This window comes from Magnetospira thiophila (assembly GCF_054657015.1).
In genome coordinates, this window is sequence record NZ_BAAHXF010000001.1 from 1,654,068 (window position 1) to 1,674,559 (window position 20,492).

20 protein-coding genes are annotated in these 20,492 nt (G+C 60.9%); 8 read left to right on the plus strand and 12 right to left on the minus strand.

From position 1 onward, the window contains the following. Positions 1-71: 71 nt before the first annotated feature. The 4 genes from ACYQ1P_RS08005 to ACYQ1P_RS08020 all read left to right on the plus strand — a co-directional run bounded on the left by ACYQ1P_RS08005 (position 72) and on the right by ACYQ1P_RS08020 (position 4,358). Positions 72-695 carry a 50S ribosomal protein L25/general stress protein Ctc gene (locus ACYQ1P_RS08005; protein WP_460019819.1) on the plus strand — a complete coding sequence of 208 codons (624 nt, stop codon included), beginning with the start codon at positions 72-74 and terminating at the stop codon, positions 693-695. A 3-nt stretch (positions 696-698) separates the two neighbouring features. Then, complete coding sequence (gene pth / locus ACYQ1P_RS08010; RefSeq protein ID WP_460019820.1) at positions 699-1,289, plus strand: aminoacyl-tRNA hydrolase; 591 nt, start codon at positions 699-701, stop codon at positions 1,287-1,289. Between the two features lies 1 nt (position 1,290). Further along, a complete protein-coding gene (gene ychF, locus ACYQ1P_RS08015) occupies positions 1,291-2,391 on the plus strand; it encodes a redox-regulated ATPase YchF (protein ID WP_460019821.1) in 1,101 nt (366 codons plus the stop codon). 173 nt (positions 2,392-2,564) lie between these two features. Continuing rightward, positions 2,565-4,358: a SulP family inorganic anion transporter gene (locus ACYQ1P_RS08020; protein WP_460019822.1), complete on the plus strand. Its 1,794-nt coding sequence runs from the start codon at positions 2,565-2,567 to the stop codon at positions 4,356-4,358. A gap of 6 nt (positions 4,359-4,364) precedes the next feature. Here ACYQ1P_RS08020 and pgl read toward each other — a convergent pair whose 3' ends face one another. Next, positions 4,365-5,063, minus strand: coding sequence for a 6-phosphogluconolactonase (pgl, locus tag ACYQ1P_RS08025; RefSeq protein ID WP_460019823.1), 699 nt, complete (start codon positions 5,061-5,063; stop codon positions 4,365-4,367). Between the two features lie 115 nt (positions 5,064-5,178). Between pgl and gnd the strand changes: the two genes are divergently transcribed. Next, entirely contained in the window at positions 5,179-6,099 is a 921-nt protein-coding gene (gnd, locus tag ACYQ1P_RS08030) for a phosphogluconate dehydrogenase (NAD(+)-dependent, decarboxylating) (RefSeq protein ID WP_460019824.1), read from the plus strand. Continuing rightward, entirely contained in the window at positions 6,096-7,604 is a 1,509-nt protein-coding gene (zwf, locus tag ACYQ1P_RS08035) for a glucose-6-phosphate dehydrogenase (protein WP_460019825.1), read from the plus strand. Before gnd ends, zwf begins: the two co-directional genes overlap by 4 nt. 5 nt (positions 7,605-7,609) lie before the next feature. On the opposite strand, the gene ACYQ1P_RS08040 is transcribed toward zwf, so the two are convergent. After that, positions 7,610-8,305, minus strand: coding sequence for a hypothetical protein (locus ACYQ1P_RS08040; RefSeq protein ID WP_460019826.1), 696 nt, complete (start codon positions 8,303-8,305; stop codon positions 7,610-7,612). 53 nt (positions 8,306-8,358) lie between these two features. On the opposite strand from ACYQ1P_RS08040, the gene ACYQ1P_RS08045 reads away from it, so the two are divergent. Beyond that, on the plus strand, positions 8,359-8,784 hold the full coding sequence (locus tag ACYQ1P_RS08045) for a hypothetical protein (RefSeq protein WP_460019827.1): 426 nt from the start codon (positions 8,359-8,361) through the stop codon (positions 8,782-8,784). Between the two features lie 10 nt (positions 8,785-8,794). Here ACYQ1P_RS08045 and traT read toward each other — a convergent pair whose 3' ends face one another. Both traT and ACYQ1P_RS08055 read right to left on the minus strand, forming a co-directional pair. Further along, positions 8,795-9,553 carry a complement resistance protein TraT gene (gene traT / locus ACYQ1P_RS08050; protein WP_460019828.1) on the minus strand — a complete coding sequence of 253 codons (759 nt, stop codon included), beginning with the start codon at positions 9,551-9,553 and terminating at the stop codon, positions 8,795-8,797. Positions 9,554-9,555: 2 nt separating this feature from the next. Then, positions 9,556-11,613 carry a S1C family serine protease gene (locus ACYQ1P_RS08055; protein WP_460019829.1) on the minus strand — a complete coding sequence of 686 codons (2,058 nt, stop codon included), beginning with the start codon at positions 11,611-11,613 and terminating at the stop codon, positions 9,556-9,558. 135 nt (positions 11,614-11,748) lie between these two features. Between ACYQ1P_RS08055 and ACYQ1P_RS08060 the strand changes: the two genes are divergently transcribed. Continuing rightward, complete coding sequence (locus tag ACYQ1P_RS08060) at positions 11,749-12,420, plus strand: dienelactone hydrolase family protein (protein ID WP_460019830.1); 672 nt, start codon at positions 11,749-11,751, stop codon at positions 12,418-12,420. A 55-nt stretch (positions 12,421-12,475) separates the two neighbouring features. Here the strand turns inward: ACYQ1P_RS08060 and ACYQ1P_RS08065 are convergent, their stop codons facing one another. The 8 genes from ACYQ1P_RS08065 to ACYQ1P_RS08100 form a co-directional block, all read right to left on the minus strand. Further along, positions 12,476-13,126, minus strand: a complete 651-nt coding sequence (locus ACYQ1P_RS08065) for a class II aldolase/adducin family protein (RefSeq protein ID WP_460019831.1) — start codon at positions 13,124-13,126, stop codon at positions 12,476-12,478. Between the two features lie 2 nt (positions 13,127-13,128). Further along, positions 13,129-15,180 (minus strand): bifunctional aldolase/short-chain dehydrogenase, encoded by a 2,052-nt coding sequence (locus ACYQ1P_RS08070; RefSeq protein WP_460019832.1) that lies wholly within the window; start codon positions 15,178-15,180, stop codon positions 13,129-13,131. Between the two features lie 67 nt (positions 15,181-15,247). Next, complete coding sequence (locus ACYQ1P_RS08075) at positions 15,248-17,065, minus strand: ATP-binding protein (RefSeq protein ID WP_460019833.1); 1,818 nt, start codon at positions 17,063-17,065, stop codon at positions 15,248-15,250. After that, positions 17,066-17,932, minus strand: a complete 867-nt coding sequence (locus tag ACYQ1P_RS08080) for a hypothetical protein (protein WP_460019834.1) — start codon at positions 17,930-17,932, stop codon at positions 17,066-17,068. It lies immediately after the preceding gene. A gap of 76 nt (positions 17,933-18,008) precedes the next feature. Beyond that, positions 18,009-18,662 (minus strand): hypothetical protein, encoded by a 654-nt coding sequence (locus ACYQ1P_RS08085; RefSeq protein WP_460019835.1) that lies wholly within the window; start codon positions 18,660-18,662, stop codon positions 18,009-18,011. After that, positions 18,659-19,195 (minus strand): hypothetical protein, encoded by a 537-nt coding sequence (locus ACYQ1P_RS08090; RefSeq protein ID WP_460019836.1) that lies wholly within the window; start codon positions 19,193-19,195, stop codon positions 18,659-18,661. Before ACYQ1P_RS08090 ends, ACYQ1P_RS08085 begins: the two co-directional genes overlap by 4 nt. 373 nt (positions 19,196-19,568) lie before the next feature. Further along, on the minus strand, positions 19,569-19,988 hold the full coding sequence (locus ACYQ1P_RS08095; protein ID WP_460019837.1) for a hypothetical protein: 420 nt from the start codon (positions 19,986-19,988) through the stop codon (positions 19,569-19,571). Then, positions 19,985-20,491 carry a hypothetical protein gene (locus ACYQ1P_RS08100; protein WP_460019838.1) on the minus strand — a complete coding sequence of 169 codons (507 nt, stop codon included), beginning with the start codon at positions 20,489-20,491 and terminating at the stop codon, positions 19,985-19,987. Before ACYQ1P_RS08100 ends, ACYQ1P_RS08095 begins: the two co-directional genes overlap by 4 nt. Position 20,492 lies beyond the last annotated feature (1 nt).

Below are 20,492 nucleotides of genomic sequence, written 5' to 3' on the forward strand. Positions count from 1 at the left end.
GCGGCGGACCTGTTGAGGCGCTGGCACCCCTGGAGGCCAGCGTTGTCTGTTTATTATTTAGGAGTATGTCGATGAGTGACATCGTGAACTTGGATGCCGAAGTGCGGGAGCGGGCCGGTAAGGGGGCAGCCCGAGCAACGCGCCGCGCCGGACGCATCCCCGCTGTGATCTACGGCGGTAAAACCGAACCAATTATGATTTCCCTGGAACCCATTCAGTTGCACAAGCGGCTGCACGCCCCGGGGTTCTTCTCCCATATGGTCCAGTTGAAGCTCGGCTCGGAATCCTATCAGGTTCTGCCGCGCGACGTGCAGTTCCATCCGGTGACCGACGTTCCGCTGCATGTGGACTTCCTGCGCGTTTCCAAGGAAGACCGCATCGAAGTGGCGGTCGTGGTGGACTTCATCAACGAACTGGCCTCGCCGGGCCTCAAGCGCGGCGGTGTGCTCAACGTGGTGCGCCACGAGGTGGAGCTGATCTGCTCGCCGGATAACATCCCCGAGACCCTGATCGCCGATCTGACCGGGCTCAACATCGGTGATTCGGTGCATATCTCCAACATCGCCCTGCCGGAAGGCGTGGTGCCCGCCATTGCCGACCGCGACTTCACCATCGCCACCGTCGTTGCGCCGTCGGGCATGGAGACGGAGACCGAGGAAGGCGAAGGCGAGGGCGACGCCGGGGCCGAAGCCTAGGCCATGTTGCTTGTGGTGGGACTTGGCAACCCGGGTGCGGGCTACGCCGGGAACCGCCACAACATCGGGTTCATGGCGGTGGACGCACTGGTCCGCCGCCATTCCTTTGGCCCCTGGCGCAACAAGTTCCAGGCCGAACTGGCCGAGGGCATGGTGGCCGGGGTCAAGGTCTACGCGCTTAAGCCACTGACTTATATGAATGAGTCCGGTCGTGCCGTGGCGGCCTGTGCCGGGTTCTACAAGATCTCGGTCAACGGCTTGCTGGTGTTTCACGACGACCTGGACCTGCAACCGGGCAAGCTGCGGATCAAGGCCGGCGGCGGTCATGGCGGCCATAACGGGTTGCGCAGTCTGGACGCTCATCTGGGCAGCCGCGACTATCGACGGGTGCGCCTGGGCATCGGCCATCCGGGAGACAAGGAGCGGGTTCATGGTCATGTGCTGTCCGATTTCGCCAAGGCCGACGGGGCCTGGCTGACTCCGATGATCGACGCGCTGGCCGAACAGTTTCCGCTGCTGGTCAGGGGCGATGACAGCGGATTCATGAACCGGGTGGCGCTGGCCCTGCAACCGCCAAAACAGAAGGACGACTGAAATGGGTTTCAATTGCGGCATCGTTGGCCTGCCCAATGTCGGCAAGTCCACCCTGTTCAACGCCCTGACCGCCACGGCGGCGGCGGAGGCAGCCAATTTTCCATTCTGTACCATCGAGCCCAATTCGGGCCGGGTGGCGGTGCCGGATTCGCGGCTCGATACCATTGCCAAAATCGGCAAGTCGGCACGGATTGTGCCGACCCAATTGGAATTCGTCGATATCGCCGGGCTGGTGCGCGGGGCCTCCAAGGGCGAGGGCCTGGGCAATCAGTTCCTGGCCAATATCCGCGAGGTGGATGCGGTGCTGCATCTGGTGCGCTGTTTCGAGGACGGAAATGTCACTCATGTGGATGGCGGGGTTGATCCCCTGCGCGATATCGAGACCATCGAAACCGAATTGATGCTGGCCGATCTGGAGAGCCTGGAAAAGCGTGAGGTCTCGTTGGTCAAGAAGGCGCGCGGCGGCGATAAGGAGTCGAAACTGCAATTGGATCTGGTCGGGCGTGCCCTGGCCCTGCTGCGCGAGGGGCAACCGGCCCGTTTGGTCGAGGTGGCTGACGATGAGAAAAAAGCCTTCGATATGCTGCAACTCCTGACCGCCAAGCCGGTCTTGTATGTCTGCAACGTCGATGAGGACTCGGCGGCGGAAGGAAATGAATTTTCAGCCATCGTCGCCCGGCGCGCCAGCGAAGAAGGCGCGGCCAGCGTGGTCATTTCGGCGGCCATCGAGGAGGAAATCTCACAACTGGGCAACGCCGAGGAAAAAAGCGAATTTCTGGAAAGCCTCGGTTTGCATGAAACGGGACTGACCCGGGTCATTCGGGCCGGGTATGAGTTGCTGCACCTGATTACCTTTTTCACCGTCGGACCGAAGGAGGCCCGGGCCTGGACGGTTTTTGGCGGCGCCCTGGCCCCGCAGGCCGCCGGGGTGATCCATTCGGACTTCGAGCGCGGGTTCATCAAGGCCGAAACCATTGCCTATGACGATTTCGTCGCCTGCAATGGCGAGCAGGGGGCCAAGGAAGCGGGAAAGATGCGCCAGGAAGGCAAAACCTACCGGGTCAAGGACGGCGATATCATGCTGTTCCGCTTCAATGTCTGAAATTATATGAGATGTTGCTAATTTAGTGTTCCATTTTAAGTCGATCGGTATATAATCCCCCATCTCCATGCTTCTTCGAAGCGGCTGGCGCGGTACCTTTTGGGTCGTACGCCACAGGTTCTTTGTTTCGAAAATCAAGAGCTAGGCTCGGGCTGAGGAAAGATCGATTCGACATGACTGCTTTGCGAATTCCCCGTATTCCCCGTATTCCACTCCAGATCTTCCTGCCTTTTCTCGCGTGGTTGCCGATGGTCAACCGACAGACCTTGCGGGCCGATCTCATAGCGGGCATCACGGGAGCGGTCATTGTTTTGCCGCAAGGCGTGGCCTTTGCCATCATTGCCGGATTGCCGCCGCAATACGGTCTGTACACGGCCATGGTGACCCCCATCGTTGCCGCCCTGTTCGGCTCGTCGCTGCACCTGATTTCCGGGCCGACGACGGCCATCTCGATCGTGATTTTTTCCGCCGTCAGCAGCCATGCCGAACCGGGGTCCCAGGAGTTCGTGACTCTGGCCCTGACCATCACCTTCCTAGCCGGGGTCTACCAGTTGGCCTTCGGTTTGGCGCGATTGGGCATATTGGTCAATTTCGTGTCTCATACGGTGGTTGTCGGTTTCACCGCCGGAGCGGCCATTCTGATTGCCACCAGTCAGGCCAAGAACGTGCTGGGAGTACATGTGCCACGGGGCGAGTCGTTCCTTTATACCTGGGCTGATATCTGGCACGAGATCGGCAATACCAACACTGCGATATTGGTGGTTTCCCTGACCACCTTGGTGGCTGCCGTGGCCATTAAAAAGTTCGCACCCAAACTGCCGAATTTGCTCATATCGCTGATCGTCGGCGCATTTGTCGCCATCGCCATGGGCGGAGCGGACGCAGGCATTACCACGGTCGGCGAAATTCCGGCCCATCTACCGCCCTTTTCGCTGCCCGATCTTTCGGCTGGCACCATTAAGCTGTTGGCGCCGCAGGCCTTCGCCGTCGCTCTGCTCGGTCTGATCGAGGCTGTTTCCATCAGTCGCGCCATTGCCTCGAAATCGCACCAACGCATCGACGGCAATCAGGAATTCATCGGCCAAGGAGCCTCCAATCTGGTTGGCAGCTTCCTGTCGTCCTATGCCGGGTCGGGGTCGTTTACCCGCTCGGGCGTCAACTATTCGGCCGGGGCCAAGACTCCCATGTCGGCGATTTTTGCGGCGCTGTTCCTGATGGGCGTGCTGTTGCTGGTTGCGCCTCTGGCGGCCTATCTTCCGGTCGGGGCGATGGCCGGGGTGATCCTGGTGGTGGCCTATAATTTGATCGACCTCAAACAGATCAAACATGTCATCGAGTCCAGCAAGGCGGAAACCTCGATCCTGCTGACCACCCTGGGCGCGACTTTGTTCCTGGAACTGGAGTTCGCCATTTACCTGGGCGTCTTCCTGTCGCTGGTCATTTTTCTGGCCCGCACGTCGCATCCGGAAATCGTTTCCCTGGCCCCTGATTTCGATCCGGTCTATGGCAAGAAAAAGCTGACCGACGTGAGGACTAAGCCCCTCAAGGAATGCCCGGACATGAAGATCCTGCGCATCGACATGTCGATCTATTTCGGCTCGGTCAATCACCTTCAGAAAGAGATCCAGCATATCTATGACAAGGAAGGGATCTATCACATCCTGATCATCGGCACTGGAATCAGCCTGATCGACCTGAGCGGGACCGAGATGCTGCTGCACGAAGCGGAGCGCCTGCACGAGTTGGGCGGCGGTCTCTACTTCGCCGAACTGAATCCCGTTGTCTATGATACGGTCAGCCGCACCCATCTGGTCCGCGCCATCGGCAATAACCACTTCTTCGACGAAAAACAGGACGCCATCCGCACCCTGCGGCGGTTGCTTCGCAAGCAGGGCAAATGTGACAATTGCCCGGTCCTGGCCTTCGAGGAATGCCGCGAGGTCAAGGCGGAAGGGATTTTGGGCTAAGCCGACTCAAATCCCCATCAAGTCGTGGTGCACCTCCACCCCCTGTTCGGGGCGGATGGCGGCGGCGGGGATCGGCTCCCCTTTCAGCCATTCGGTGACCGCGTGGCGTTTGCCCTCGCCACTGACCATGAAAATCACCTGCCTGGCAGCGCTCAACCGACGGGCGCTCAGGGAAAGGCGCTCCGGCGGCGGTTTGGGCGCGTCGAAGACCGCCAGCACATCGGGAGCGTCGGCGGCTTCGCCCCAATCCTGGCCGGGAAACAGGCTCGCCGTGTGACCATCCTCGCCCAATCCCAGGAGCACCAGGTCAAACATCCCGACTCCGTCGAGCGCCCGCGCATAAGACAGGGCGGCGGCGTCGGCCCCCAGCTCGGCGGGCATGGGATGAATTTGGCCAGCGGGAATATCCACATTTTCGAGCCAGCTTTCGGCGGCCATCAGGCTGTTGCGGTCATCATGATCGGGCGGCAGACAGCGCTCGTCGCCGAAGTAGATATGCCAGTGTGCCCAGTCGGCCGGAAGAGTCGCCAAAAGTTCATAGACCCGACGCGGCGTGCTCCCACCGGCGAGGACCAGATGAAACGCCCCGGAATCGGCGATGGCCCGGTCAGCGGCACGCATAACTTCTGCCGCCACGGCCACGGCCAGGGACGTGGTGTCGAGGTGGGAATGCCAACGGTTGTCGCGATGGGCTTGAGTCATCATGAATTCCGGCGCATCATCCTTCGGGAATCGCAAAATATTTGCGTATTAATATGAGCATATACCAACAAATTTGCAGAAACGATGTTTCTGTTCAGCCTGGGAAAAGGAAAAGCACATGCGTCTGGCAATGATCGGCTTGGGAAAGATGGGCGGGAATATGGCGCGGCGTTTACGCCGAGGCAACATCGAAGTGGTCGGCTATGATCGGGATGCCGGTACAGTTTCCGCCTTGGCCGAGGAGTCCGGCATGATCGCCGCCACATCGGTGGCCGATGCGGTCGGCAAACTGAGCGCGCCGCGGATCGTCTGGGTGATGCTGCCCAGCGGTGACATCACCGAAGGCCAGATCAAGGATTTGAGGGAGATGCTCGAGTCCGGTGACATCGTCATCGACGGCGGCAATTCCAACTACAAGGATAGCCAACGGCACGGAGCCATGTTGGCCGAAAAGGGCATCGGCTTCATGGACGCCGGGACGTCGGGCGGTGTCTGGGGCCTGGAAAACGGCTATTGCCTGATGGTCGGTTCGACCCCCGAGGTGGCCGCCACCATGACTCCCATTCTGCAAGCCCTGGCACCGGCGGCGGATACCGGCTGGGCGCATGTGGGACCGGTGGGCTCCGGCCATTTCACCAAGATGATCCACAACGGCATCGAATACGGCATGATGCAGGCGTTGGCCGAAGGGCTGGATCTGCTGCGCGGCAAGCAAGAGTTCAAGCTCGATCTCGCCCAGATTACCGAGCTGTGGCGACATTCTTCGGTGGTCCGCAGTTGGCTGCTTGATCTCACCGCCGAGGCCCTGGAGGGTGATCAGAATCTGGAAAATGTTGCCCCCTATGTGGCGGATTCCGGCGAGGGCCGTTGGACGGTCGTCGAGTCCATTGATCAGGGCGTGGCGGCTCCGGTGCTGACTCTGGCTTTGCAAATGCGTTTTGCCAGCCAAGATGAGACCGGCTACGGCTTCAAGCTGTTGTCGATGATGCGCAACGCCTTTGGGGGTCATGCGGTGAAAAGCAGCGGAGACGGCAAATGACTCTGACGCTTCCCCCTTGTACCATGATGATCTTCGGTGCCGGAGGTAATCTGGCGCGGATCAAATTGATTCCGGCGCTGTTCAGGCTGGAAGTGGCGGGGCGACTGCCCGACAACATGGCCATCCTGGCCTCCAGCCTGGAAGAATGGACCGACGCGCAATGGCTCGATCAGGTGCTCGACATCCTCAAGGCCAAATATCCCAAAGGCTACGACAAGACGGCCTTCGAGCGCTTTCGGCAGCGCCTGCATTATCACCCCAATCCCATCGGTGACGAGACCGCCTATCCGAAGCTCAAGGAAAAACTTGAAGATACCGCGACCTTTCCGCCCAACATCGCTTTTTACATGTCGGTCCGTCCGGCGGAATTCCCCAACATCATCGACAAGTTGGGCAAGGTCGGTCTGCTCAAGGAAACCAGCGGCTTCCGGCGGGTGGTGTTCGAAAAGCCGTTCGGCTACGACCTGCTCAGCGCCCAGACTCTGCAATCGGGGCTCTACAAGCATCTCAACGAACCACAGATTTTCCGTATCGACCATTACGTGGGCAAGGGCACGGTGCAGAATGTGATGGTGTTCCGCTTCGCCAACATTCTGTTGGAGCCGCTGTGGAACCGTCATTACATCGACCATGTGCAGATCACCCATTCGGAAACTTTCGGTATCGGCAATCGGGCCGACTATTACGAGGGCTCCGGGGCGCTGCGCGACATGATCCAAAGCCATCTGTTGCAGCTCATGGCGCTGGTCGCCATGGAGCCGCCGGTGTCCATGGCGGCGGAACATCTGCGCGACGAGAAGGTCAAGGTGCTCAAGGCCATCCGCCCGATCACCCCAAGTTCCGTCCATGCCCATGCCTTTCGGGGGCAATATGCCAGCGGCGCCATCGACGGCAATCCGGTGCCCGGCTATCTGGAGGAACCCGGCGTGGCTCCGGACAGCACCACCGAGACCTATGCGGCGATGAAACTGTTCATCGACAATTGGCGCTGGATGGGGGTGCCGTTTTTCCTGCGTACCGGCAAGCGCATGAAGGAGGGAGCCTCGGCCATTTCCATCCGCTTCAAGTCACCGCCGCAGGATCTGCTGCGTCAGGTGCGTCGCGAGCCGCCGCGCCCCAACTGGCTGATGCTCGGCATTCAGCCCGACGACTGCATGAAGCTGGAAATGCAGGTCAAGGTACCGGGCCTGGAACTCTCCACCCGCACCATGAGTCTGGATGCCACCTATCGCAAGAACGACGAAGAGGACTTCGACGCTTACGAAGGACTGCTGCTTGATGTGATGGAAGGGGACCATTCCTTGTTCCTGCGCATCGACGAGGTGGAATGGGCCTGGCGGGTGGTCGATCCGGTGCTCAAGGTCTGGTCCATGGAGCGCGAGTTCATCAATACCTATCCTGCCGGGTCCTGGGGGCCGCGCGGCACCTATCGCCTGTTCGAGCGCGAGGACCAGTTCTGGCGGCATTCCCTGGAACTGGGCGGGGCGGAACTAACGGCCTATTAGCCGGGTCAGTAACAGGTATAACTGGACCCCCCGACGGAAGCGTAACAATTCCAGGTCTTCGGGGTGTTCATGTAGCTATTGTATCGCATCTGGTTGTTCATGTTTGAAAACTCGGCCATGGCTTTTTGCTGGCCCGCTTTTCGACCGGCCTCGAAAGATTCGTCGGCAGAAGCCTGAAAGGACGATTGCTTACGCAGAACTTGGGCCACGCCGTAATTATAAACTCCGAACGGGATCTCACCTTTGAACAGGCCGTAGCGAAGTTTGGCCCGGCGGCTTTCCATGAGGTCTTCCGTTGCGCTGGTGGTGTAGCCTGCATCCTCACGCATTTTTTTGCAGGTTTCCTTGACTTGCTGCAGCCGCTGCACGGCGTCCACTTCGTCCTGGGTCGGGGAATCAGTGATCAGCAGCATTTCCCGTGTCGGTATTTCGTCGTGGCGGTAGGCCATTTTTCCGTCAAGAACACTGAGGTTGGCCTGTCCCATGGCCGCCTCGCATTGGGCCTCGATTTCTTTGTTGCCACGGGATTTTTCAGCAAATTGCGTGGCCTGAATACAGCCCGCAGTGAAAAACACAACACATCCGGCAATCAAGGCCAGGGGCGGGAGGGGGGTCGGGAAGCTTGTCTGCATGGGGTCCTCGCTGATACTATTCTTCGCCACAACGTGTGAAAAAATATCATATGCTATTGTTGTCTGCATAGGGATTCGATACAGTCACAATCCATAATATATTCTCGTGGGGGAGTTCGGATATGCGAAAGTGGCTTGGGTTTATCGGTGGTTTCTTCGCGGTGACCTTGGTAACAGGATGCGTAAAATATCATGTGGGGGGCGAGTTTGTGGGATCGGGCCAAACTTTTTTTGGCTCCGTTATCGTGAGCTTCGATCGGGGCTCCATTGATGTGGCCTCCGCAGACGGCAGCGTCACATGCGAGGGAAGCAGCAAAGTGATCAGCCGTCCCAGTTTGTTCGTTGATACGGGCGGAGCGGGAGAAGCGAGCGCAACATGCTCGGATGGGCGGACGATCAAGGTGGATTTCATCCAGACTTCTGAAACTGGGGGGCACGGTCAAGGCATCGACAGCGACGGCAAGGAAATTTGGCTGGTCTACTCCACATCGGAAAAAACAATCGCCTCGAAAGTCCGGCAGCGCCAGTTGGACAATCTTGTTAAATAATCTGTCCCCTTTATAGGAAGTCGCTGACGATCCGAATCACTCGGCTGCGCACGCCTTCGGTGATTTCCCGCTGCTTGACGTTGCGCCCCCCGGCATAAACGGCCAGGTTGGTATGGTAAGTGCGCTTGAAGCCGCTGATGACCTCCTTTTCGTCTTCATCCGGATCGTCCAGATTTTTGATCTTGGTGCTGCGGCTGAAGGTGACCCGCCGTTTGGAGACGGTGCGGTTCTTGACCACGCCGAACGTCACATTGGCGATGATCATGTAGGTATCCTCGGTGATGTTGTCACCGATGATGGCCCCCAGGGCCGCCCCGCCCAGCGCGCCCAGGTCCTGGGAATCACGGGCCTTGCCACGGGCCGAGGCCAAGCTGCCCGCCACCCCGCCGAGAAAGGCGTATTCGTAGGTCAGCCGTTCCTGGATATGGCCGCTGTGCATCACGTTGACGTCCAGAAGCAGACCGAAATCATCGCCTTGGGTCGGCTCATATCCCTTGGAAATCATGGCCCGCTCAAGCCGTTTGGTCAGGTCGTCCAAATCAAAGGCAAGGTCGCCAGAGGTGTTGCGGGTGCGGATCTTGATCTTGGTATTTGAATAAAAGGCCGCATCGGTCACCAGATTGTTTTCGATGGTCGAGCCATACATGAGACCGCTGCCTTCCGGGGTCTCGACCATGCCCAGGCGCGGCTGCGGCGAGCTGTTGCAGGCGACGAGCCAAGTCGAAAGCAGGAAGATGACCAATCCCCGGGTGATTACAATCTTGGACATGCTCAGCTCCTTCCCGCCGGGTCCACATGGAAACCGGATAAATGCTCATTCAGATAATTCAGGATTTCCGCGTAATGAACGGAAAACCCAAGCCCGTCGGTTCCGAGGTATCCCCAGGTATTCATGCCGATCACCTTGTTGCCATGGAACAGCGGGCCGCCGGAATTGCCGCCATTGATGGGCGCGTCGGTCTGCACGAAAAGGACCTCATCGCCGGCGCCGCCGGGCAGGTTGATGCTCGGCTCCTTGCGGATGGCGCTGACGATGCCCCGGGTGATGCTGAAGAGATGTCGATAAGGGTGGCCGATCACATCCGCTTCCATGCCGGGGCTGAGATCGCGGCCGGTGTAAAAGGCCACCGGGCGTCCGCGATCCTGCACCTTGACCAGGGCCACATCCAGCCGCACGTCCTTGGCCAGCACCGTGCCATAGGTTTCCCGGCCATCGTACATTTTCATTTCAACGACTTTTTGGTTTTCCACCACATGCCAGTTGGTAAGAACAATGTCAGGGGCCACAAAGAACCCGCTGCCCATGCCCCGTTTACCCGTATAGACCGCGACCACGGAATCGAAACGCGGATCGTTCAGGGGGCGCGCATCGAAAGTGTTGGCCTTGTAATTGGCCAGAGCCGCATTGCGATCCCGCTGTAGGACCTGACGCAGGGCGGAGAGGCTGGTTCGGTTGTTCTGTTTGTCGCGATTGTTCTTGTAGTGGGTCAGCAGTTGGCTCAGGGATACGGCCAAAGGCCCACTCTCGAAATCATCAATTTCCTGTTCCGTATCGTAATCCTGATCCAGTCGATTGCGTTTGGGATCGCCGGCAAGAACGTTGTAGGCCACATTGTAGCGCTGCTCTTCAAAGGCATCGAAAGTGGACTTGAAAAAATCGCGTCGCTTGCGATCCACAATGTAATAGTTGACCGTCATGTTCTTGCGCGACCGAATGTCGGCCAGGCTGAAAGAATAACGATAGGCGACCGGCTCTCCCACCGCCCGACGTTCGGTAATGCCGTAATCCTCCATGGCCAGGGGATTGACCGAGGGTGACGTGGTGCCTGTCGTGGGGTCCTTGACATCCTCGACGACCCGCCCGTCGGCGGTCATCACGCCCGTGCCATAACGGTTACCGATAAAGACCACGGAGGGCACTTCTTTCAGGCTCATCACCCGGCGCGTGGCCTTGGCCAGGGCCACTTCGAACACAACGATAAAACGCGGCCCGTTTCCGTCGTACGGGGTGATGGCCTCATCCAGGGAAAGTTTTTCCGAGTTCACCGGCAGATCCACATCGACGGAAGCAGGGAAATCAACCTGTCTTTCCCGCAGCAGAGTCTTGCTGGTGGCTTCGACAAAGCCGATGGTCGAAGAGTCCAGCTCCGCGCCTTCGAATCCGGCGGACTTGGCCAACTCGGCATTGGCCAGGAGGGTCTCCAGATCATCCCTTCCCTTGTTCCGACTCTTCAGACGCTCGGTGAACATCTGGACCAGTTCTTTTCGATGAGCCGCGCCGAGGTCGGTTCGGGAATATGTGCTGGCAAAGTGGCTTAAGTCTTCCAGCGATGCATTTTGTAATTTCGGGTAAAGGCTCCCCCATTGGGCGTCAAACAACGTTGGACCATCGAGATCAATAGGATAGATCTTTAAAAAGGAGCGTCCATGGATCAGGTCATGGCGGGCGAAGAGCGTCGGGGCATCTTGCCGCAATTGGGTTTCGAAGCTGCGCAGCCGTTGGCGCACGGATTCCGATTCGGGAGCTCCCGCCAGATCCTGCAAGTTGGTCCTTGTGCGGTCGAGAACGTTACGCAGGTCCGTCCAGGTCTCTTGAGGCTGCGGCCAATTCAAGCCCTCTAGATCCTTTTGCGCCTGAGCCAGGACGGCAGCGGAATCCAGTTCTGTTTCAGAACGTTCGGAACTGGGGGTTGTCGAGGAAACGGCGGACCTAGTAGATAGCCCGAGCTTTTGCAGGTCCTCTTGAATTCCGGACATGGTCTGACAGCCGCCGAGCAGAACGCCCAGCACCAACACTCCGAACAAAGTCCGTGTCCGGTACATACGCATGAGGACCCCTTGATTCACCTTAAGGCTGTGAGAGATTTTATGCTGCTCGCAATGTGGTGTCGAGACTCATTTGCCGTTAAGGAGTATTTTAGCTGTGGTCATACTTGTCGAAATTAGGGATTGGGAGAGATCGCTATGGGGCAAATCCTCAAATTGACGGCGGCCGACAATCATTCGTGCGCCGCCTATCTGGCTCGGCCCGACGACGACCCGAAGGGGGCATTGGTGGTGGTGCAGGAGATTTTCGGGGTCAATGGTCATATCCGCGATGTCTGTGACCGCTTGGCGGTGCAGGGCTGGACGGCCATCGCTCCGGCGGTGCAGGACCGGGTGAGGCCGGGGGTGGAACTCGACTATGACCCCGAGGGCGTCGCCACCGGACGGGAGATCGTCGAGCAACTGGGCTGGGACGGACCCATGCGCGATATTGCCGCCGCTGCCGAGTTCGTGGCACCAAATGGTCGGGTCGGGGTGACCGGCTTCTGCTGGGGCGGTTCGGTGACCTTCCTCGCCGCTTGCCGGGTGCCCGCCGTGGGCGCGGCGGTCGGCTGGTACGGTCGCCATCTGCCGCAATTCGTCGGCACGGACCACCCCCAATGTCCGGTAATGATGCATTTCGGGGCCGATGATCCGCTGATTCCGCCCGACAACCGGGCCGCCGTCGCTGCCGCCTATCCGGACGTGACGGTGCATCTGTACGAAGGCGCGGGGCATGGCTTCAACTGCGACCGCCGCCCGGATTTTCGCGCGGCGCAATCAAAGTTGGCCTGGCAACGAACCTTCGAGTTTTTTGAGGCAAATCTGTAGGGCTCCTTTTGCGGGCTCTACAAAGAGGGCCTTATTAATATAGGGACACAATATTTTATTTGTGTTGCGCATTGGCCCCATAGGTCTTGAAGATGTCCAGCATGCGCTGCATCTCGTCGGCATCGAGCAGGGGCGGTTCAGCGATGCTCAGGGCCTGCACATAGACCCGGGCCAGATCCTCCACCTCGGCCGCCAGATCGAGCGCCCGGGCGGCGTCGGGGCCACAGGCAATCATGCCGTGATGGGCCAGCAGGCAGGCAAAACGACCCTCCAAGGCCGTCACCGCCGCCTCGGCCAGAGCCTGACTGCCGGTGGTGGCGTAGGAGGCGCAGCGAATACTGTCGCCACCCGCTGCGGCGACCATGTAATGGAACGGCGGAATATCCCGTTCCAGGACAGCCAGAGTCGAACAATAAGACGCATGGGTATGGACGATGGCTCCGATTTCGGGACGCGCTCCATAGATATCCCGGTGAAACAGCCACTCGCTGGACGGCTTGCGGCCCGAGGTGTCCCAGTCGCCATTGAGGCCGACCCACACCACGTCCGGTGGCGTCAGAGCGGCATAGGGCAGCCCGGAAGGCGTGACCAAAAAGCCGTCCTCGAAACGCAGGGACACGTTACCCGCGCTGCCCCGGTTGAGACCCTGGCGATTCATCTCCAGGGCGGTATGGATCACCGTTTCGGCGGCCTCGGTGCGATTCATGATCAGCGCACCGACGCTTCGATATTGCCGCCATCCACCGTCAGCACCGCCGCCGTGGTCTTGCGCGCCTTGGCCAGATCGACGAAAGCCTGTGCCACGTCGGCAGCGGAAACCTCGCGACCCAGCAGGTTGCCCGCCATGTAGTCGTGTTCACTGACGCCGCGCGCCACCGCCCGTTCGGCGATGAAGTCGTCGGTCAGCAGGCCGGAACGGATGCGGTCCGCATTGACCGCATTGGCGCGGATACCGTCCCGCCCATGGTCGAGGGCATATTGCTTCATCAAGAACAAAGTGGCCGCCTTGGGCAATCCGTAGGGGCCAAAGTTTTTGCCCGGATTGAGCGCCTGTTTGGAGGTATTGAACAGCAGGCAGCCGCCGGTTCCTTGGGCGGTCATGATGCGTACAGCATTTTGACAAACAGTATGATGTCCCCAGAAATTCAATTCGAAGCTTTGACGCAAAATTTCGTCGTCCACCTCGCCGATGCGGCCCTGCCAGGCCGCCCCGGCATTGGAGATCACGATATCCACCCCGCCCAGGGTGGCGCAGACCCGATTGAAGGCCGCCCGCACTGCCGAGGGATCGGTCACATCGCAGGCCAGCCCCAGCCCCTTGACCGATTGGGCCATTTTTTGTGCCGCGTCGCCGTCGCGGTCGAGTACCACGACCTCGCAGCCCTCGGCGGCAAAGGCCCGCACGGTGGCGGCCCCGATACCCGATGCACCGCCGGTGACTACACAAACCTGCCGCGCCAGGGGTTTTTCCTTACCCTTGCCCAGCTTGGCCTGTTCCAAAGACCAGTATTCCATATCGAACTGATCGGACTCGGGGATCGGATCGAAGCGGCCCAGACCCTCGGCAGCGGTGATGACGGCTATGTTGGTCTCCGCCAGATCGGCGGCAATGGCCGCGCCGCCATGTGACTTGTCCATGCCGAACAGTCCCAGACCGGGCACCAGGGCGATGCGCGGGAACAGGTCCAGTTCGGTTTTGATGCCGCCCAACCGGGCGTTGTTGCGCTCGAAATAGGCGTGATAGTCCGCCTTGTAGGCTTCCAGGGCGGCGCGGGCTTCGTGAGCGAATTGATCGAGATGACCGGCGCGCGGCGTCGGCAGGATCAACGGCTTGGGCTTGGTGCGAATCACATGGTCGGGGGTCACCGTGCCGCGTTGGCTGTAGTCGGGCAGGTCCACCCCGTCCACATAGGCGCGGATGGCGTCGGAGGTGCGGAAATCGAGCAGCATGCGCCCGGGTTCCCGGTCCTCGCCCCGGTCCTCGGCCATCAGACCGCGCAGGATAGGCGCCACGTCGGCGACATCTGCCACGTCGCCCGGCAACTTGGCAACGGCAAAGACTTTCGGGCCGCTTCGGGCCAGCCGTTCCTCGGCCAATGTCACCAGATCAATCATCCGCTCATAGGCCTGTCGGGCCGTCGCCCCGAAGGTGAATATACCGTGTTTGACCAGGATCAGCCCTTCGGCATCCGGCTGATCTAGGTAGGCCCGGTATCCGTCGCGGGCCAGATAGAAGCCCGGCATCACATAAGGCACGATGACCATGCGGTCGCCATAGAGCTCGCGTGCCAGATCGGCCCCGTTGGGCTGGTCGGTCAGGGCGACCACCGCGTTGGAATGGGTGTGGTCTATGAACTTATGCGGAATGAAGGCATGCAGCAGGGTTTCCACCGAGGGGTTGGGGGCGCTGGCCTCCATCAGACTGGTCCGTTGCAGATTGACCATCTCCTCGTCGCTCAGGCTGTCGATGCCTTGCAGCTTGAGCAGCGGGGCGAGGCGCACGGCGGGCAGTCCCGCCGGTTCGATGGTCCCCATGTCCCAGCCCGACCCCTTGACGCAGAGCACCTCTGTGGGATCGCCCACCAGATCGGGCAAGGTGGTCTTGACCGAGGTATTGCCGCCGCCATGCAGCACCAGCTCCGGCACCGAGCCGAGCAGTCGGGTGGTGTAGGTGCGCAAAGCCCAATCCTCATTGATTCCTTGCGCGCCATAATGGGCGACGGCGGTACGGGCGTCGGAGTCGGACCAGAGTGACTGCATGGGGAGATGTCCTTGATATGAGCGTCAGCGGAGGTCCGGTTTAGCAGAAACGGCTGGCCGGGAAAAGTTATCCCACCACGCCCCGCTCCGCCACCTGACGCAATATCCGTCGCAATTGGACCGGATCAACCGGCTTGTGGATGGTCGGGTGGCCGCTGCGTCCGATTTCTTCCAGCCGTTGGGGGGCCGTGTCGCCGGTGATGATGAGGGTCGGCACCCCGTGACCCCAGGCGGAGACCAGGGCGGCGATGGCGTCGGTGCCGGTGCGTCCCTTGGGCAGACGGTAATCGACCAGCAACAGGTCAGGCGGTCGCCCGAACGCCGTGACCAGTCCGGGAAAGTCGGGATGGTCCGGGTCGGCGCAACAATCGGCGACCGCGCAATGCCCCCAGGCGCTCAACAGGGACAGGGTGGCATCGCGGACCAGCAGATCGTCGTCGATCAGCATGATATTCAGCGGGCGGCTCGGTCGATCCGGTTCCACTCCTGTGCCGATGGGCTCGATGGAACTCTCGAAGCGCGGCAGGATGAAGGAAAAGCAGGTCCCCTGGCCGGGATGCGAGACCAGGGTGATCTCGATCCGCATCACCTGGGCGATTCGGCGAACGATGGACAGCCCAAGACCCAGGCCCTTGCGGCGGTCCCGCTCCGGGTTGTCCAATTGGAAGAATTCCTCGAACACCCGTTCCTGGAAGGCCGGTTCAATGCCGGGGCCATTATCCAGGACCTCGATCGAAAAGTCGCCGCCCCGACGCCGCACCCCCAACAGGACCTTGCCCTTGGGGGTATATTTCAACGCATTGTTGACCAGATTGCGCAGCACAATTTCGGTCAGCCGTGGGTCGGCCAGCACATGGGCGCGCGGTGCGACGACGCGAAATTGCAGGTTCTTGCGCCGGGCGACCGGGGCGAATTCCTCGGCCAACTTGTGGAACAGGCGGCCCAGGGAAAAGACCTCCGGCTGCACCTGCACCAATCCGGCATCAAGGCGTGAAATGTCGAGAATTTCATCGAGCAACAGGCGCAGGCTTTCCGTGGTGCGGGTGATGCGCCGGGCCAGGTCCCGGGTTTTCTCTTCACCGGTCCCGGCGGACAGGGCTTCCAGATACAGGGTAATGGCTTGCAGCGGCTGTCGCAGGTCGTGGCTGGCTGCGGCCAGAAAGCGGGTCTTGGCGGTATTGGCCTCCTCGGCGGAGGTCTTGGCGGCCATCAGGGTCTGTTCATTGTCCAGCAGTCGGGCCACAAGGCGGTTATAGGCACCGATCACATCGCCCAGTTCGTCCCGCGTCAAAGGTTCAAGGGGGACATGCCGATGTTCCGCTTCGGTGCGCCGGATTTGGGCCAGCAGGGTCTCCAGGGGACGCCCGATAATCAGCCGATTGGCCAGCAGCGCGCTGACCAGCAGGACGAACACCAGAAAAGCCAGCAGCAGGAGATTGCGGGTGATCTGTTCGGTCAGGGTCTTGGAAACCCGATCAAAGGTAAACACCACCTCCAGGGTGCCCAGACGATAAATATTGGCGTCCGATTGAAAGGTCACCGGGGTGCGCGTAGTCAACCAGTCGGTGCCCGGCGGGGCACCGGATTGCGCAACCAGAACCCCCTTGGTGTCGACGATGCGCACCCCCGCCACATCCTGGGTCAACAGCAGGGCATCGAGCAAACGTTGGGTTCCGGCCTTGTCGAAGTTCCACATGGTTTCGGCGAGCGCGGAGCCCATGAATTCGCTCAAATGGGTTTGCTTGGCCGTTAATTCATTTTGCATCTGCCCATAGGTCAGGGCGACGAACAGTCCGGAGACCAGGATCGTGGCCAGAATGACCGGCGGCAGCAATAGGAGCAGAAACTTGCCGCGCAGGGTTTTCAGGCGATCCAGGAGACTCATCTAGTTCGTGCTCTTCAACAGCCTGTCGTCCCAGACCAGACGATAGGTGGGCCGCATGCCCTCGTCGAGCCAGGATTCGTAATGACCGCGATAGCCCGGGTCCCGGTACAGTGTGGGCAGGATGGCATTGACGCTGCGGATGATCTCGGCCCCCCATTCGCCCTTGGTGCAGGCCACATGGGAATGAAGGTATTCGGTCTCCTCGCGGACTTCCAGTGCGCGCGGCAGGGGGCCATCGGTGTGGGCATTTTGCAGCCCCAGCCGCGCCTCGTCCGGATAGCTCAGGGTATAATCCGCCCGTCCGGAGACCAGCATGCCGATCTGCGCCTCCAAAATGGCGTCGGTTTGCGTCAGTTCGATCACATGGGGCCGACCGCGATGGGGGGCGATGATTTCATCGAGCGTTTGGGTGTAGGAACGGCCCAGCCCGATGGTCAGAGTCAGGTCCGGATGATCATTGAGCAGTTCGGACAGGGACAGCGACGTGGGGTGCCCCAGCTTTTCGAGGGTTTCGGCCCGCATGAGTATGGAGATGGGCATATAGAGGTAATCGGGTTCGGAAAACAGCGCGACCTGGCGCCGGTCCGGCTTGTCGTAGGCCCCGATCAAACAAAGGGTCTGTCCCTCGGCGATGAGCGACCAGAAGCGTTCCACGTTGGCGGTGACATAGCTGTGCTGGTAATCGGGCAGCAGGCGCTGGATATCCTGCCGGTAAAGACTGCCGTAATAGCCCTTTTCGATCCCGTCGGGACCATCGAACGGCGCATAGTCGATGAGACCCCAGTAAATGGACTTGCGCGGTTCGGATTGCGCTTCAAAAGCCGAAAGAAATACAAGAAGGGCGTAAAACGGAACGAATCGGATCATTGACGTACCCTTGGATATTTTTAGGAGAGTATAGATAAAAGCCGCAGCATATACATCTTTAAGTGAATGACTCGGGCTAGCGCGTGTCGGGCAACGTGCGCATCATGCGCCGCAGGGCGTCGTCGATCAGCGACTCCATGACTTCCGCATCGGCCTGAAAAGCCCCCGCCGTCGCCGCGCTGGCGACCAGTGACAGGGGCGACAGGGGCAGTCCGCCGTCGCCGCGCCGGGCCGTATGGGCGGCCAGCCACAGCCGCCGGTCATCGGAGGCGCGGAACAGTTCCAGCCGCAGGCCGACCTGCCGTTCGCTCCAGACCACCATAAAAGAGTCTTCCAGATGGCCGAGCGTGGCGCGGGCGTAGAAGGGACAACGCTGGTCTATGGCAAAGCGGCGTCGGTCTCCAGCATTTTGGAGATCGAATCCCCGTTGTCGCTCCAGCCGCTGTCGGGCCAGCGGCGTGATGACCCGTTCCACCCGCCCGGCCAGCCGCCGGGCAAAGGCCTGGGTCAGTTGTTGTGCAGCGAGAGGATTGTCCAGACCCTCCGCAGGCAGGACCACCACACAGGTCGGCGGGTCGCGATGGAATTCCCGGTCCAGGTCGTACAGCACCTCGCGGGACAGGGGGGGCTGCGGAGTCTGACGGTCGGTGTCGGTCATCGGTCGGTAGCCGGTCTGCATGCAGCCGCCCAATAACACCAGCAACACGACCGCCAGCCCCAGCCTGTTCATGACCGCCTCCCGCAACCGCCCAGGTCGATGCGTCCGGGCAGGGGGGCGCCATCCACCTGAAGCCCGTCGATCCGCAGCCGATCCCCGTTCAGGACATAGGTGGCGCGAATCTGATGGCTGTCGGCATAGTTGGCCCCGATCCGCTGTTCGAGGCCGCCGAGCAGCGCCGCGTCGGCATGCCGGGGAAAAATGCGTACCGGGGTTCCGCCGCTCAGGCCGTGACGGCGGCGGATGGCGCGCACCAGATTTTCCTCGCTCCGTGCCGTCTGCCCTGAAGGCTGGCGCAGAAAGCCGCTGTAGCGGTCCAGGTTGATCTCCCAGCGCTGACCGGGGGCCTGTTCGAGGGTGAACAGATTGCCCGACTCGTCCAACACCGCCACCTTCATGCCATGGCAGCGATCCAGCAGGCCGAACAGGCGCTCCCGGGCCGCAGCCCCATCCGGCCAGGCGATCTCGATTCCTGGTCCCCGGCCATGCTCCAGAACCCGCAACAAGGTGCGCCCCTTTTGAATGTCGGCGACGGTGGGTTTCACCTCTGGAATGGGAGCCGGTTGCAGTGGCGTTGCGACCGTCGAAGCAGTCGGCGATACAGTCGGCAATGGTTGGGGGGCAACTGGAGCCACTGAAGGCGTGGGGCTCGGGGCCGGGGCAGGTTTCGGACCCGCGACGGTGGGGGGAGAAACCTCCGTTTGGGCAACGACAGCCGGGGCCACGGGGGGCGGTGGCAAAGTGAATGAGGGGGTGGCCGGGGGCGGCGCTTTCCGCTCATTCGCGTGCGTCACCTCGGCGGCGGGCCGCTGAACAATCGGCTGCTCTCTCGGCCAGATCAGGGCGATCAGGAACAGGCCGAGGGCCAAACTCAAAGCCAGGGAGAGGTGATTGCTCAGCGGTGCCCAGGTCATGACCTTACCTCGTCATTTTCTCGGCGTACAGGCGCTCCATGTCCGAGACCAGATCCTGCAAGGCCCGACGGCGTTCGGTCGGATCGGTCTTGGGGACCTCCGGTTCCGAGACAGCGACCGGGGCGTGTCCAGGAGAGTCTCCTTTGGGGGCCGGTTGCACGGTCCGCGTGACGACGGGAATCGGCTCGGGCAGCGGCGGCGGAGCCTGCACCGCCGGAACCACCGGCGCGGGTGGAAGCGCGGCCACCTGGGGGGCGGGTTGGGGCTCGGGTGTCGGTGCGGGCACCTCGATCTGTTGGGCGACGATCTTTTGCGGACGGTCGGGGAACATCTCTCGGGTCAGGGGCAGCCCGGTGGGACCGCCGAAGACCATCAAATAGACTAACGCACCGCCCACCACGAGATTGAACATGAGGAATTTCATAGGGCCTCCTTGGCGTCGAGACGCCGGTCGGTGATCAGCAACAACGCCCGCAACAGGGCTGAGACAGGCAAGCCGACCACGGTGGTCAAAAACGCCATGCTGAAATGCCGCGTCAGTTCGCGGATGATGCCGCCCACGGTTTCCGGGCTCAGGGTCTGATCGGCCAGGGTGCCGATGCCCAGGGAAATGCCGAACAGGGTATAGGTCAGGGCCAGGGTGGCGACCCCTCCCGCCCCATGCAGACCGGTTTCCAGCCACAGGGCGCGGGCTGTCGGATCGAAGCGGCTTTGCCCCATGCGGGTCCAGGCGAACAGGCTGACGAAGATCAGTCCGGTCAGCAACACCAGGAAAGTGCCGCCGAACACATTGACCGTCCAGGCCGCCAACGCCCCCGGGTCCCTGGCCGTCACCCAGACGGCAATGGCCAAAGTCAGGGTCAGCCCGCCGATCAGGTAGCTGACGACGCGCGAGCCGGTATCGGCGAGAGCGAGCAGACGACGCATG

Coding starts and splice junctions, on each gene's coding strand:
- ACYQ1P_RS08070 (WP_460019832.1), bottom strand. CDS start 15,180: ATGCAGTCACTCTGGTCCGACTCCGACGCCCGTACCGCCGTCGCCCAT.
- ACYQ1P_RS08055 (WP_460019829.1), bottom strand. CDS start 11,613: ATGCGTATGTACCGGACACGGACTTTGTTCGGAGTGTTGGTGCTGGGC.
- ychF (WP_460019821.1), top strand. CDS start 1,291: ATGGGTTTCAATTGCGGCATCGTTGGCCTGCCCAATGTCGGCAAGTCC.
- ACYQ1P_RS08060 (WP_460019830.1), top strand. CDS start 11,749: ATGGGGCAAATCCTCAAATTGACGGCGGCCGACAATCATTCGTGCGCC.
- ACYQ1P_RS08005 (WP_460019819.1), top strand. CDS start 72: ATGAGTGACATCGTGAACTTGGATGCCGAAGTGCGGGAGCGGGCCGGT.
- pgl (WP_460019823.1), bottom strand. CDS start 5,063: ATGATGACTCAAGCCCATCGCGACAACCGTTGGCATTCCCACCTCGAC.
- ACYQ1P_RS08080 (WP_460019834.1), bottom strand. CDS start 17,932: ATGATCCGATTCGTTCCGTTTTACGCCCTTCTTGTATTTCTTTCGGCT.
- ACYQ1P_RS08085 (WP_460019835.1), bottom strand. CDS start 18,662: ATGAACAGGCTGGGGCTGGCGGTCGTGTTGCTGGTGTTATTGGGCGGC.
- ACYQ1P_RS08075 (WP_460019833.1), bottom strand. CDS start 17,065: ATGAGTCTCCTGGATCGCCTGAAAACCCTGCGCGGCAAGTTTCTGCTC.
- ACYQ1P_RS08095 (WP_460019837.1), bottom strand. CDS start 19,988: ATGAAATTCCTCATGTTCAATCTCGTGGTGGGCGGTGCGTTAGTCTAT.
- ACYQ1P_RS08040 (WP_460019826.1), bottom strand. CDS start 8,305: ATGCAGACAACAATAGCATATGATATTTTTTCACACGTTGTGGCGAAG.
- ACYQ1P_RS08100 (WP_460019838.1), bottom strand. CDS start 20,491: ATGCGTCGTCTGCTCGCTCTCGCCGATACCGGCTCGCGCGTCGTCAGC.
- ACYQ1P_RS08045 (WP_460019827.1), top strand. CDS start 8,359: ATGCGAAAGTGGCTTGGGTTTATCGGTGGTTTCTTCGCGGTGACCTTG.
- ACYQ1P_RS08065 (WP_460019831.1), bottom strand. CDS start 13,126: ATGAATCGCACCGAGGCCGCCGAAACGGTGATCCATACCGCCCTGGAG.
- traT (WP_460019828.1), bottom strand. CDS start 9,553: ATGTCCAAGATTGTAATCACCCGGGGATTGGTCATCTTCCTGCTTTCG.
- ACYQ1P_RS08020 (WP_460019822.1), top strand. CDS start 2,565: ATGACTGCTTTGCGAATTCCCCGTATTCCCCGTATTCCACTCCAGATC.
- zwf (WP_460019825.1), top strand. CDS start 6,096: ATGACTCTGACGCTTCCCCCTTGTACCATGATGATCTTCGGTGCCGGA.
- pth (WP_460019820.1), top strand. CDS start 699: ATGTTGCTTGTGGTGGGACTTGGCAACCCGGGTGCGGGCTACGCCGGG.
- gnd (WP_460019824.1), top strand. CDS start 5,179: ATGCGTCTGGCAATGATCGGCTTGGGAAAGATGGGCGGGAATATGGCG.